Origin of the sequence: Pontibacter chinhatensis (assembly GCF_900113285.1) — a bacterium.
In the GTDB taxonomy this organism is placed as follows: Bacteria; Bacteroidota; Bacteroidia; order Cytophagales; family Hymenobacteraceae; genus Pontibacter; species Pontibacter chinhatensis.
Genome location: NZ_FOOT01000002.1, coordinates 650,610 through 664,015 on the forward strand (window position 1 = coordinate 650,610; position 13,406 = coordinate 664,015).

A 13,406-nucleotide genomic window follows, 5' to 3' on the forward strand; every position below is an offset into this window, starting at 1 on the left:
CCGGCAAAGTATAGCTGCTTCAAAAAAGCAAAAGCTGAGCGCCCTTGAACAAGGGCTGCTGCAGTTACACTTCCTAAAAGTATAAAAACCTATACATTAATCAAAATGGCAACGGCTGCGGCATGTCGGCACATTTTAGTAACTTAAAGCGCTTAATCTGATTTACTATGAAATTACGCTATACCTGGCTGCTTGCCTTGGGCACGCTGGCCTCCTGCCAATACCTGCCGCTGCAGCGCAGTGGCACTACCACCACCGAGCCGGCCAACAATAAGTTCGGAGACATCACCCTGCAGCAGATTTACACCTTGCAGGACGAGCGCAATACCACCGACTTGCTGCCCTACCTGAGCAACCCGAACAGCGCTTACCGCCAGCATGCGGCCATGGCCTTCGCCTCGGTGCAGGACACCGCCGCCTTGCAGGCCCTGCTGCAAACGCTGCAGGACTCTGTAGCCAACGTGCGGGGCGCATCGGCTTACGCGCTGGGACAGCTGGGCCACCGCCAGGCCGAGGCAGACATCCTGGAGCAACTGCAGCAGGAGCAGACCCCGGAAGTGCAGGCGCAGCTGCTGGAAGCGCTGGGCAAAGTGGGCACTGGCAGGGCAGCCGAGTTTCTGGCCTCGTATAAAGCCCCCAACCCTGATGCGCTGGCCGGGCAGGCCTGGGGCATTTACCGGCTAGGCATGCGCCAGCAGCATACCCCGCAGGTAGTGCAGAAAGCAATTGAACTCTTAACGCCCGCTACCCTGTATGAGGCGCGCCTGGCAGCCGCACATTTCCTGGCCCGCACGCCAAGGCTGGACCTGACGCAGCACCGCCAGCAGGTCCTGAACACCGCCACCTCCGACAAAGCCCCGGAAGTACGCATGGCTGCCGCGCAGGCGCTGGCCAAAGTTCGCGCCTTGGACAAAGCCACTTTTCTGTCCAACATCGCGCAGAGTGACCCTGACTACCGCGTGCGCCTGAGTGCCGTGCGCTCCATGAGCGGGCTGGAGTTCTCCGAAATCAGTAAGGCCATAGTAGCCGCCCTGCAGGACCAGAACGTGAACACTGCCATTGCCACCTCCGAGTTTCTGGTGGTAAACAATGCCGGGGTGCCTGTACAGATGCTGCAGGATGTGCTGCCCAACCTGCTCGACGCACGCGTGCGCAGCAACGTGATTTGGGTCATCCTGAAGAACAGCCAGCCGCAGAACCGGGTGTACCTGAACCCGCGTTTCAAGCAGCAGTACCAGAATGCCCGCTCCGCCTACGACAAGGCACATTTGCTCAAAGCCCTTTCCGGCGACGTGAACAACTATGAGTTTATTGCCGAGCAGGTGTTTCTGGCCGAGGAACCTGTGATTGCCACCACCGGCATGGATGCCCTGATTCTGATGCGCCAGCAGCCGGACTTCCCCAAGCGCCTGGAGCCGGCTTTTGCCGACATCTTTAAGCATGCGGTTGCCTCCGGCGATGTGGCTTTGGTAGGCATGGCCGCCGCCGCCATCCGCGACCCCAAGCTGAATCTGCGCAGCCAGTACAGTAACTTTGCCTTCCTAACCCAGGCACAGGAAAAACTGCAGCTGCCTCGCGACATGGAAACGAACATCGAGCTGCAGAAAACAATTGATTACCTGAGCGGCAAGCAGGAGACGGTTATTCCGCAGAACCCCTTCACCCACCCCATTGACTGGCAACTGGTGAAGACTATCCATCCTAACCAACAGGTGCTGGTTCGTACCGAGAAAGGCTCTATCACCATGCAGCTTTTTGTGGAGGATGCGCCGGGTTCGGTGGCTAACTTTGTGGAGCTCACGCAGCAGGGTTTCTTTAATGATTTATACTTCCACCGGGTGGTGCCGAACTTTGTGGCGCAAGGTGGCGATAAGCGCGGCGATGGCTGGGGCAGCTCCGACTACTCCATCCGCTCCGAGTTTACCCCCCTGCACTACTACGAGGGCTACGTGGGCATGGCCTCCGCCGGCAAGGATACCGAGAGCAACCAGTGGTTCATCACCCACTCCCCGGCCCCGCACCTGGACGGTCGCTACACCATCTTTGCCAAAGTGATAGACGGCATGGACGTGGTGCACCGCCTGGAGGTAGGCGATAAGATTGTGAGTGTGGAGGTGCTGAACCTGCAGCCGGTGGTCACCAGCTCGGCAAGGTAGTTTTATATTTTAAGCAGATGAAAGAGAGCTGGCCAGAGGCGCTTCCGATCGCGCAGGTGCGCATCGCGCGGCCCACCGATAAATTGCAGGAGGTCGTGCGTTTCTACTGCCAAGGCCTGGGGCTGCGCAGGCTCGGAGGGTTTGAGAACCACAACGGCTACGATGGCGTGATGGTAGGGCTTCCGGGATTGGGGTACCACCTGGAGTTTACGCAGCACCAGCACGGCAGCCCCTGCCCTGCGCCCACCAAGGATAACCTGCTGGTGCTCTACATCCCGGACAGACCAAGTATAAACACCATAGTCGAGCGACTGGAACGAATGGGCTACCCGGCCGTGGAACCTGAAAACCCTTATTGGAAAGCCAAAGGCGCCACCACCATCGAAGACCCCGACGGCTGGCGCCTGGTGCTCATGCCCACGCCAGGTATCGGATAAAAAGAAAGGCTGCCTTAAATGGGCAGCCTTTTATACTTCTTATACTTTTATACTTCGATTAAGAGCAGCGGTCTACGTTTACGTCCTCTGGCGCTGTAAGCTTGGCCCAGGTTCGGATAAGCTCGATGAACTCTTTCTGAAGCGTGCGGCTTTTGTCTTTGGCATACCAGCCGTGCAGTTTTTCGGCAAACTCATTAAAGGGCAGGTTCTGCTCCTTCATCTCCTGGTATAGCACTTGAGCCGGCTCAGGGCGTGGTCCCCAGGTGCCCAGTTCCTCCATGGTATCGGTTCTGAAGGCAATCAGTTTCGGGATGGAGCGGCCTCCATTGGTCAGGTAGGCGTCCATTACGTCCAGGTTCTCATCGCGCAGCAGCAGTTTTACGTCCACCAGCGGGGAGGCATCGGCAATTTTCACGATGGCCGGCAAGCTCTGTGCAGCATCACCACACCAAGCCTCTGTCAGAATCACCCACGTCATAGGCGTCTGCACGCTCAGCATCACCTGCACCAATTCATCCTCCAGCAGCACAGTTTTCTCCACGCGGCGCATGCGCTGCGCGTTCATGCGGGTATAGGCTATCATGGCTTCGGAATGGTTGGTGCCGGTAGTCTTGTTCTCGGCCAGCAGCCTGTCAATCAGGTCGCGGTACTGCGTATAGTTAATGGCTTTTGCCAGATGTGCGGGGGTGATAACGGATTGCTCTGTTGTGTTAGCTGTCATAGTTTGTTCTGTCATGGTTCTATGTTCTTCTATTGTTGTATATACAAATTTGTCGCCTATATAGTTCCTCTGCTCCAGATGGCAGGCGCGCTGCCTTTTTTGCAATTTGCGCAAATCGTCAACTTGTTTGCGGCATCTGTCAAGCACTAAACGGGCTGGCTGCCATACTTTTGTAGCGTAAACTAAAACCTACAGCAACCATGGCAACAGACAAGTTCAGATTTTTAGTGCTCGGTGGCACAGGCAGCATCGGCTATGCCTTTACCCAGGAGCTTTTGCAAAACCAGGAGCAGGTAACGCTGCTGGTGCGTAACCGGCACAAGGCCCAAAAGTTATTTGGCAATTGGCCCACGCTGCAGTTGGTAGAGGGAGATGCACAGGACGGAGAACTGCTAAAAAAGCTGGGAGCAGAAGCAACGCACATCTTCCACGGGGTGAACTACCCTTACGGAAAGTGGCAAGGCAATATGGAGCGTGTCACGCAGCACGTGATAGAGGCCGCAGCCATGAGCAAAGCTACGATTTTTTTCCCGGGAAACATATATAATTTTGGATTAATCCGCTCCATCACCGAAACCAGTCCCCAGCAACCCTCTACCAGAAAGGGACAAATCCGGGTAAAACTGGAGCAACTACTACGGCAGGCTGCCGCGCAAGGCAAGTGCCGCGTTATCAACCTGCGCCTCCCCGATTTCTGGGGCCCGAACGTGCTAAACGAGGGAATTGCACCTATTTTCCGGGGGGCGCTGACCCATAAGCCCATGCCCTGGCTCTACCGCAACGACATCCCCCACCAGCTGGTGTATACCCCCGATGCCGCCCGCGCCTTTTACGAGCTGGCTAAATTACCCCCGCAGGAAGCTTATAACGAATATAATTTTGCCGGGGAGGTAGTACCCAGCATAAAAGCGTGGCAAGCCCAGATTGCTGAAATAGCGGGCTCCAAGGCAAAGTATAAAGTATACCCCGGTTGGTTATTTAAGCTGATGGGCCTGTTCTCAGCAGACATGCGCGAAATCAGCGAAATGAGCTACCTCTGGCAAAACACCATCCTGCTAAACGACGACAAACTGCGCCGTACCCTGCCTAACATAAAGCGCACCCCCATGCAGCAGGCCATCGCCGAAACGCTGGCGTGGCACAGAGGAGTTAGAGAGTTTAGGAGTTAGAGAGTTGGGGAGTTGAGGAGTTAGAAGGTTAAAAAGTTAGAAAGTGGGGAGTGCTTTCTGAGTTTATACTTTCTGCCGCAAGTTTAGCGGCAGCGTAACTTGTGGCTAGGTATGGCAGCAGTTTGCAACTGCTTTGCTTTGAAAAAGCAAGGGCTATAAAGGCTTGCTATACTATATACCTTGGTTAAGTTGTAATTATAGTACGACTCTAGAGTCTGCCGAAGTATGAATTGTTGGTGATAACACCAACAATGGCGGGAAAGGCGCTGGTTATACTTTAGCTAAGGCCAATGAATGTATAAAGTATCTGCTAACTCATACTTTTCTGCTCCGCAGAAAGCAAGTTACAAACTTGCCCCATGTACAGCCACAAGTTGCGCTTCGCTAAACTTGCGGCAGGAAACGGCAAAGTATAAAGCATGGGCGGCTGGCACTTTAAGTAGTACCAGCCGCTCTCGTTTATACTTCAGAAAAGTTAACTTTCTAACTTTTTAACCTTCTAACTTTCTAACTTTCATAAACTCTCACCGCTTTTCTCGCCGGCGGGCACAGCGATGGGCAGGATGTTCTGCTTGGGGGGCAACGGGCAGGTAGCGTAACCCGTGAAGGCGCAGGGCGGGGTATAGGCCTTGTTAAAGTCGATGTAGGTTTTGCCGCTGGCATCTGGCTTGGGCATGTAGATATAGCGGCCGGCGCCGTAGGTACCGGTGCCATTGGTTTTATCGGCGAAGATGATAAACAGTTCCTCTCCCTCCTCCAGTGCATCAAGGCGGTACTCCTGGCCGTTTATGGTAAACACCACCGCCCCTGGCGAAGGCTCCTGCGAGGTTTGTCCCAACACGTTTGTGATGGCGATTTGCTTGGGCAGCGGGGGCTGCTCCAGCCTAGCCTCCAGCCGCCACTCCGGCTGTACTGGGTAACGCTCCAGGCCCTCAAATGTGCGAAGCCCCTCACTTTCCGCGTCCCACAGCCTGACGCCATACTTGTCGCCGCGCTTTATCACCACCCACTTCAGCGAGCCGTGGCGCATCACGGCAGGTTGCTCCATCGCAGCAGTATATACCACCGCCTCCTGCTGCACAGGCTCGCCGTTTACGGTTATGTCAGCGGTTTTGCCAGCTTGCAGCTTCACCACCTCCCCATCCAGTATAAAGCTACCTGCCTGGGCCGCTATTTTAGTCTTCGGGAACACGATTTTATTGCTCTCGGCACTGCCAAAGCTGTTGCTGCCCGGCTCCAGCCAATACAAGCCGGCCAAGGCCAGCCAGCCGTCCTCTTTCTGCAGGTTCTCAACCCGCGTGGCATGCCAGGCGTCTATACCGGCCACATATGCAGAGTCAGCCTCCAAAGCCGCGGTTATACTTTGTGTCTCAGTCTCGGTTTGGGTTTGGGAGCAGGAGGAAAGTATAAAACTCGCCAGTGTGGCAGCGATAAGGTACTTTTTCATGGTGATGGGCGCTAGGTCTAAATCGAATGCGGGCGCAAAGGTAGGAACTTATGATGGGATTTATTCTTCTAATAGCCTCGCCTGCCCCTGTGAACTACCCTAACTCAAAACTTAATGCCCTCGCTCGCCTAAGGCGAGCGAGGGCAACGATTTATCCACTAACAAAATGTCAAGCCACAGCCATTTGCTGTCGGTAAGACGCTGGCGGCAGGCCAGTCCATTTCTTGAAGGAGCGGGAAAATACGCTGGGCTCGGAGTAGCCGAGCAGGTAGGCGATGTCGGTGATGGTGCTGTGGTTGTCCTGCAGGTGCTTTACGGCGATTTGCTTGCGCACTTCGTCGAGCAGGGCCTGGTAGGTGGTGCCTTCTTCCCGGAGTTTGCCTTGCAGGCTGCGCACGCTCATAGCCAGGCTGCGCGCCACCGTGTTCACCCCCGGCTCTTCGCCTTTCAGCAACCGGGCAATCTCTCGCTGCACCCGCTCTCGCACGGTTTGGGGCTCGCGCAGTTTCTGCAGATACTCCTCGGCATACTTCTCGAAGAACTGGTTCAGCTCCGGGTTGGCCGTCACTACAGGCAGATGCAAATACTCAGCCTCAAAAACGAGCCCGCTATACTTGGCAGAGAACACCAACTCGGCTCCTGCAAAAATCCGCTCATGCTCCTGTATTCTTTCCGGCCTTGGGTACACAAACAGCACCTGTTTATATTTCAGCTCCTGGCCCACCAGCGCTGAGAAAGCGTTTTTGTAAATTACCAGCTCAGAGTCCAGGGCGTTGCGTGGGTTCTGCAGCGCCGGACTATCCGCCTGCAATTTTACGAGCGCCTGCCGCCCCTGTACTTCCAGGCTCGTGCGGATGGCGCCGCAGATAATATCCTGGTATTTGCACAGCTTCAGCAGCGACTCGTGCAGCGTGGCCGCGTTCATCATCACGTAGGCAATCGTGCCCATGGAGGTCGGGTTTATACTTTCCGCTACGTGCAGGGCCAGGTCCGGGTCTTGGGTGGCGGCAATGGCGGCGTTCCACAGGTCCTGCACCGTCTCCACCGGGATGCGGGCGTTCACATCCTGCACCAGCCGCGGGTCCAGCCCCGCCTGCCGGCAAATGGCCTCCACGTCCTGCCCCTGCTGGCGCAGCACATGTAAAAGCAGCCCCACCGAGGGCGCCGCGAGCGAGTGGTCTTGCTGGTTCATGGGTGCAAAGTATGGAGAAAGTAAAATTAATCAAACTCTTGCTCAGATGCAGCTATACTTTGGTAAAGTATAATTTGTACCTTTGAGTACGGTGGAAAACAATCCCTTAGATTTTGATGCGCTCCCGGGTAAAGTGGTACTGGAGGCTTTCGCCCTGCACGAACTGGAGTTTGGTTGGCTGCAGCAGGTGGTGTTCCGACTGGAGGACGGATGGCTGGCGGTTGGGGTAAAGGAGGACACCGACGAAATCATACTTTCCATACTTCCGGAGCTGGACGTAAGGGCGATGGAGCAGCAGTACAGCTTCACGCAAATCGCCAACCAGCGCAAAACAATCGGTTGGCTCTGGCGGATGACGAACCAGTACGGCTATGAGGATGGCTTTCAGCTGGCTTTTGACGATGAGGAGGGGACAAACGTGCAGCTGCTGGCGGAGGCATCGCAGTTAAAGCTTACCATTTTTCAGAGGTACCGCTAAACCTATAAAACTCAATCCCTTCTTCCAGACGGCCAGAACCGGCTCCCCGCCAGAGTATGGGCAACTGGAGGAAACCTTCGCACCGGCCGCCCTGCAAGTGATTGGACATTGGATGAAAGGCGTTGTCAAAATAAATTTCAGTTTAAAATCCACACTTTATGCTAACTGCAGCAAAACCTCGCCTAACCCAGGCAACCTTGGATAAACTTGTGGCAGGCGCTGCCGCAAAGAAGCACATTTATGGGGCTACTTTTCAGGTCGCGTCGCCGGATGGAGCCTTCACGCTGACGAGTGCCTCGGGCAACATGGCTCTTAATGCGCCTTTTTATATTGCCAGCATCAACAAGATGCTCCTGGCAGCCCTAGCTCTGCGGCTGATAAGGGAAGGGCAAATGCGCTTTACGGATAGGATAGCTGCTTACTTGCCAACTGACCTGTTGCAGGGCCTGCATGTGCACAAGGGCGTGGAGTATACCGGAGAAATCACCATCCTCCACCTGCTTTCTCAAACCTCGGGGCTGCCCTGTTACCTTATCGACAAACGACCGGAGGGACCTAAGGTAATGGAGGAATTGCTGCGCGGAGCGGACGAAGCCTGGCCTCTTGAGCGGGTAGTCGCGCAGGTAAAGTGCATGAAGACCAAGTTCCGCCCGGGCCTGAGCGGCAAAGCCAGCTACGGCAACACCAACTTCCGGCTACTAGGCAGTATACTGGAGGTGGTAACCGGCAGGCCCCTTCACGAGCTCCTGACAAGCCTTTTTGAGGAGCTGCAGCTGGAGCAAACCTTTGTGATTCAGCCGGACGAAACGCGAACCTTGCCTCCTATTTATGTGAAGGATACGCCCGTGGTCCTACCCCGTTATTTTGCTTCCTCCAAGTATGACGTGGTATCCACGACGCAAGACCTGATGACTTTTCTGAAAGCCTTCTTCAGCGGGCATTTCTACCCCAAAGCGCAGCTGCAGGAATTGGAGCGATGGAACAGCATCTTCTTCCCCTTCAAGTATGGCATTGGCTTGCAGAAGTTCTATACTCCCTGGCTGCTCTCCCCGTTCAACCCCATCCCCGACATGATTGGGCACTGCGGCTCGGTAGGCACGGCTGCCTTCTACGTTCCCGAGAAGGCTATTTTCATCACAGGCTCCATTAACCAGACCAGCAGCCCCAGCATTCTTTTCCAGACTATGATTAAGATTCTGAATCAGCTGTAGGGTAAAATCAGGAGAGGAAGAAAATCTCGTTTCAGGAAATATACTTTCGCCTGCACCAGCTAACCTGTCGTCATATAAACCGTACCTGCTTGAAACCATTTCAGGTAATCTCCCAAATCACCCCTCCCATGAAGACCGAAAAAGAAAAAATGCTTGCCGGTGAGCTCTATGACCCGCTGGACCAGGAGCTAGTGGATGACAGGCTGCGCACCAGGCTGCTGATTAAAGAACTGAACGACAGCCGCGAGGACGAGGTAGAAGAGCGCACCCGCATCCTCAAAGAACTTATTCCTAATGCACAGCAGGGGCTGTGGCTGCAGCCGCCCTTTTACTGCGACTATGGCTATAACATGGTGGTCGGCGAGCGGGTGTTCTTTAACTTTAACTGCGTGGTGCTGGATGTGGCGCAGGTGACCATCGGCAGCAGAACGATGTTCGGCCCTAACGTGCAGATTTATACTGCTACCCATCCCATTAACCATGTGGAGCGGTCCTCAGGCGTGGAATATGCCAAACCCATTTCCATTGGCGAGGATGTGTGGGTAGGCGGCAGTGTGGTCATTTGCCCCGGCGTAAGTATAGGCAGCCGCTCGGTTATCGGGGCAGGCAGCGTGGTAACCCGCGATATTCCGGACGATGTGTTTGCCGCCGGGAATCCCTGCAGGGTCATCAGGCATTTGAAGGAGGAGGCTAATGGGTAACTTATGCTCTAAACAAGCATTCTATACGATTTAGGCACACTATTGAGGGACCCCAGGGGTGTAAAGCTACTAAACGGGCTGCTAATGTGCGCAAAAACGGGTGAACAAGCAGGTATAAACACCTCCGTAGTCCTCTCAGGGGTAGGGCCATTTCATTCTAACACACAAGCCCAAAACCTACTGTCGTTCTGTTAAGAATCTTGGTAGAAGTAAGGTTAAGCCTTTGCTACTTGCAACCAAGATCGTTTCAGGATGACAAAAACGAAGAATGGAATACCCCTGCCCTCAAGGACACAGTCTGCTCCCTGCGATGATGTCGAGTATGTGATTCGACTGGGCCGGAGGCCCAGCCTATAGCCGGTCACGAGCGAGGACGCTCGCGCCATGTGTTTTTTACAGCCGCGCCTTCTTCCTAAAGTATAAAAGCAAGAGCCGGTGCAGGTTTTAGTCCTGCACCGGCTCTGGTGTAAAGTATAAGCTCCGCCAAACTACACGGTAAAGTATGTCTCCAGCTCGCGGAGGGTATTCTCGTTTGTCTGCATGTCCTGCACCAGCTGGCCTTTCTCCAGAATCAGGATGCGCTCGCATACTTCAATCACGTGGCTCAGGTCGTGGCTGGAGATGAGCATGGTCATGCGTTTCTGGTCGCGCAGGTGGCGCAGCAGGTTCTTCAGGCGGATTTGGGAGCTGGGGTCAAGGTTGGCGAAAGGCTCATCCAGGATCAGCAGCTCCGGGTTGGAGAGTGCGGCGGCGGCAATGCCTATTTTCTTCTGGTTGCCCTTCGAGAAGTCGCGGATGTACTTGCGCTGGTTCAGGATCTCATCGTTAAACAAGTCCACAAACGGCAGGAGGCGCTCGGTAATGTCGCCATCCGAGAGGCCGTGCAGGTCGCCGATGAACTTGAAGTACTCCTCCGCCGTGAGGTAGTCGATCAGAAAACCCTCGTCCAGGTGAGAACCGGTGTATGCTTTCCAGTCCTCACTTTTGGCTACGTTTACGTCCTTGGCGTACACTTCGCCCTTGGTTGGGCGGATGAGGTCCAAGACCAGGCGGAACAGTGTGGTTTTGCCGGCCCCGTTATTGCCCACCAAGCCAATCGCCTCGCCGGCATATATCGTCAGCTCCGGGATGTTGACCACCACCGTGCCATTGTATACTTTCTGTAAATCTTTAACCGTTAGCATATCTTTTGTTTTTAAACGTTCTTACTCAGACTGGCGGAAACCCGTGGCCAGTTTATACTTGTGCTTCATAAACCACCTTGCCGACCACTGCAGCAGCTGTTTCTGGAAGATTAGCCCCAGCAAACCCAACCCTCCAATGGTTGCCAAGCCAACATAAGGCACATCCATCAAACCAAAGGGCATGTAAATGAGCAGCGGGATAATGATGAGGGGCAGCATCATCACAAATTTGGAGGCTCCCACCCCCTGCCAGTTAAAGGCTGACCCACGACTCAGGTCCAGACGAGAGGTGTTGTAAGCTGAAAAATAGAAGATGATAAACACGTTCACCCCGATATTGTAGAGCAGTGCCACTGTGTTGATGATAAGAATCTTATAGCCAAGCAGGCCGTAGGGCAGCGTAATCAAGTAGGCAAACAGAGTAACAGCCAAAAACATCCAGTACTTGGCTTTCAGGAACTGGTAAATAGAGATGCGTTGCGTCAGCAGGGCATCGAAGTGGGTGCTTTGCCAGCCTGGCACAAACTGGCCATAGCTGAACATAGCCATGCCCGTCATCATCAGTCCCACAAATATCAGCATGGCATAGCCGTCCATGTAAGGTTCTTTGTAAAAGATAACGCCGTAGAAAAGTATAAAAGCAGACATTACCAGGGTGGATTTAGGCCGTTTGTTGCGCCAGATCAGCTTCAGTTCCAGCTCTATCAGCTTTCCAATTTCGCCAAAGCGGCTCAGGAAGGCGATGTTGCTGCCCGAAACCTTGGTAGCCTTGCGCACCTGCAGTTCCTCGGGGTAGGTATGCTCCTTCAGAAAGCGGAAATTGAACGTATACGCCACCGCCACCAGCAACAAAGGCACCGCCACGAGCCAGGGCTGCAGCAGCAACTGCCCAAACGCTGCCCTGGAAGCCACGTTCAGCGAGAGCAGGTCGAAGTAATCGAGCAGCATCACCGCCGAAACCACTACGCCAAAGGCCAGTGTGTATAGCGGCTTGGCCGCTAGCTGCCGCTTAAAGTATAGCAGCACAAAATTGTTGAATAGCGTAAGCGCCACCAGCGCCAGCAGCCATACCGAGGCTACCCCCGCGCCATACGCCGGCACTACCGCCGACACCATAAAGGGCACCATAAACAGCAGCGGCAGCACGTTCAGGAAACTGAAAACAGACTTAACCAGCACAAAGTGCACCAGCCTGTTTTTGCCAACCGGCAGGTGCAGGTAAGGCTGCACAGCCAAAACAGGCATCTCCTGCAGCATAAACCGGAAGAACAGGTCCATCAGGAAGTAGTACAGCATGCCGCCGTTAAACACCGCCACCGGATCCTGGCTCGGGAATACTTTCAGCAGGATATCATCAATGTTAAAGCCTAGAAACAGGAAGATGCCGCCAAAGTATAAAATCAGCAGCCCCATGATGATGTTGAGCGCCAGGCCCTTCTGAAACACGGAAGAACGGACATCGGCTTTCCACTGGTGTGTGAGTAAGGTTAATAGCATAGGCAGGATATAGAATAGCGTTTTTTAAATATACTTCAAAAATGGCGAAAGCCTCCAATGCCGCTGCTTATATTTAGACAAACCCAAGTATAATTTATACTTACAAGGCCATGGTTTCGATGAAACGGGGTTAGGTGTTAAGTCTCTTGGTTGTGACTGTTCTGAGAGCAACTGCCTCATATTACCGTTTGTGATTCCGGGTCCAACCACCCCTTGCCCCTCAGAACTACGCTCGCTACCTTCGAACTCCCGTTCTCGGTAGTCTAAGGAGGGGAGCCTGTTATTACTGCTGCTGAAGTATAAGTTTTATAGCTGAGGTTCTCGTGCGGACAGGTCGCGACCTGTCCCTACAAGTATAAACCCACCCCTAGCCCCTGCGAGGAGGGGAATTATACTTTCCATTTACTCTGTCATCTCGAGTACTCTTGAGGCGAGAGCCGAAAAGAGCCAGCGTAGCTGTGAGAGATCTATCCGGAATTCTAAATAGATCTCTCCCGAAGGTCGAGATGACAGTAGTGGCCGTAGCTATCGAATGCTTCCCAGCCTTTGGGTTGAGCGCCTTGTGAGATCTGGTGCCCGGTAAGGGCATGCTGAGCGAAGCGAGGCAAGGAGGGAACACAGCGCGATGCCCGAAGGCGAGCCCTCTCGGGCTTGAGAGCTCCATAGTCAGAGATGCAACTTAAGGTTTGTGAGAACTATAGGATGAACGGAAGCTAGATAGGATAGCTTGGTTCAGTAAGCGGGAAGCGGTGGCTATGAAAGTATAACAGCTATTATAACCGAAGTATAAAAGTATAGGCAAAGTATAAAGTATGGCTTTTCAAGCCAGTTGGGTTACAAACCCAACACTACAGTAGACACGAGTTGTAAACGCGCTCCAGATAGAATAGATAAGGATATTAAGTATACTACTTCACCGGATCATACCCACTCCCACCCCAGGGATGGCAACGCCCGATCCGCTTGAGCGCCATCCAGCCGCCTTTAAAGGGGCCATACTTATTCACCGCATCCACGGCGTACTGCGAGCAGGTAGGCGTATAGCGGCAGGAGGCCGGCGTGAGCGGCGAAATCATGTGCTGGTACACCCACACCAGCGCCAGCACCAACTTTTTAAATATCCAGGTCATAACTACTTTGCGGCGAGCACCGCGTATGATTTACAGCAAAAGGCAGCAACTTTTGCTAAATTTGCCTCGGTTAAACTAATCTA

At 53.9% G+C, this 13,406-nt stretch carries 12 protein-coding genes; 6 read left to right on the forward strand and 6 right to left on the reverse strand.

Going from position 1 to position 13,406, the window contains the following annotated elements:
* The first annotated feature begins 167 nt into the window (after positions 1-167).
* Positions 168-2,156, forward strand: a complete 1,989-nt coding sequence (locus BM040_RS07915) for a peptidylprolyl isomerase (protein WP_092099959.1) — start codon at positions 168-170, stop codon at positions 2,154-2,156.
* A 17-nt stretch (positions 2,157-2,173) separates the two neighbouring features.
* On the forward strand, positions 2,174-2,593 hold the full coding sequence (locus tag BM040_RS07920; RefSeq protein WP_092099960.1) for a VOC family protein: 420 nt from the start codon (positions 2,174-2,176) through the stop codon (positions 2,591-2,593).
* A gap of 58 nt (positions 2,594-2,651) precedes the next feature.
* On the opposite strand, the gene BM040_RS07925 is transcribed toward BM040_RS07920, so the two are convergent.
* Positions 2,652-3,314 (reverse strand): thioredoxin family protein, encoded by a 663-nt coding sequence (locus BM040_RS07925; protein ID WP_092100337.1) that lies wholly within the window; start codon positions 3,312-3,314, stop codon positions 2,652-2,654.
* Positions 3,315-3,514: 200 nt separating this feature from the next.
* On the opposite strand from BM040_RS07925, the gene BM040_RS07930 reads away from it, so the two are divergent.
* Positions 3,515-4,483 (forward strand): NAD-dependent epimerase/dehydratase family protein, encoded by a 969-nt coding sequence (locus BM040_RS07930; RefSeq protein WP_092099961.1) that lies wholly within the window; start codon positions 3,515-3,517, stop codon positions 4,481-4,483.
* Positions 4,484-4,997: 514 nt separating this feature from the next.
* Here BM040_RS07930 and BM040_RS07935 read toward each other — a convergent pair.
* Together BM040_RS07935 and BM040_RS07940 are read right to left on the reverse strand one after the other, a co-directional pair.
* Positions 4,998-5,930 (reverse strand): DUF1684 domain-containing protein, encoded by a 933-nt coding sequence (locus BM040_RS07935; protein WP_092099962.1) that lies wholly within the window; start codon positions 5,928-5,930, stop codon positions 4,998-5,000.
* A 169-nt stretch (positions 5,931-6,099) separates the two neighbouring features.
* Positions 6,100-7,122 carry an AraC family transcriptional regulator gene (locus BM040_RS07940; RefSeq protein ID WP_092099963.1) on the reverse strand — a complete coding sequence of 341 codons (1,023 nt, stop codon included), beginning with the start codon at positions 7,120-7,122 and terminating at the stop codon, positions 6,100-6,102.
* Between the two features lie 91 nt (positions 7,123-7,213).
* Between BM040_RS07940 and BM040_RS07945 the strand changes: the two genes are divergently transcribed.
* The 3 genes from BM040_RS07945 to BM040_RS07955 all read left to right on the forward strand — a co-directional run bounded on the left by BM040_RS07945 (position 7,214) and on the right by BM040_RS07955 (position 9,512).
* Complete coding sequence (locus BM040_RS07945; RefSeq protein ID WP_139217781.1) at positions 7,214-7,600, forward strand: DUF6334 family protein; 387 nt, start codon at positions 7,214-7,216, stop codon at positions 7,598-7,600.
* A gap of 197 nt (positions 7,601-7,797) precedes the next feature.
* Positions 7,798-8,811: a serine hydrolase domain-containing protein gene (locus BM040_RS07950; protein ID WP_175491017.1), complete on the forward strand. Its 1,014-nt coding sequence runs from the start codon at positions 7,798-7,800 to the stop codon at positions 8,809-8,811.
* A 128-nt stretch (positions 8,812-8,939) separates the two neighbouring features.
* The gene (locus BM040_RS07955; RefSeq protein WP_092099966.1) at positions 8,940-9,512 is read left to right on the forward strand and encodes a sugar O-acetyltransferase; all 573 of its coding nucleotides are present in this window, start codon (positions 8,940-8,942) and stop codon (positions 9,510-9,512) included.
* Positions 9,513-10,000: 488 nt separating this feature from the next.
* Here the strand turns inward: BM040_RS07955 and BM040_RS07960 are convergent, their stop codons facing one another.
* From BM040_RS07960 to yidD, 3 genes are all read right to left on the reverse strand, one after another.
* Positions 10,001-10,696: an ABC transporter ATP-binding protein gene (locus BM040_RS07960; protein ID WP_092099967.1), complete on the reverse strand. Its 696-nt coding sequence runs from the start codon at positions 10,694-10,696 to the stop codon at positions 10,001-10,003.
* 21 nt (positions 10,697-10,717) lie between these two features.
* Positions 10,718-12,193: a DUF5687 family protein gene (locus tag BM040_RS07965; protein WP_092099968.1), complete on the reverse strand. Its 1,476-nt coding sequence runs from the start codon at positions 12,191-12,193 to the stop codon at positions 10,718-10,720.
* A 908-nt stretch (positions 12,194-13,101) separates the two neighbouring features.
* Positions 13,102-13,323 (reverse strand): membrane protein insertion efficiency factor YidD, encoded by a 222-nt coding sequence (gene yidD / locus BM040_RS07970; protein ID WP_092099969.1) that lies wholly within the window; start codon positions 13,321-13,323, stop codon positions 13,102-13,104.
* Between the last annotated feature and the right edge of the window lie 83 nt (positions 13,324-13,406).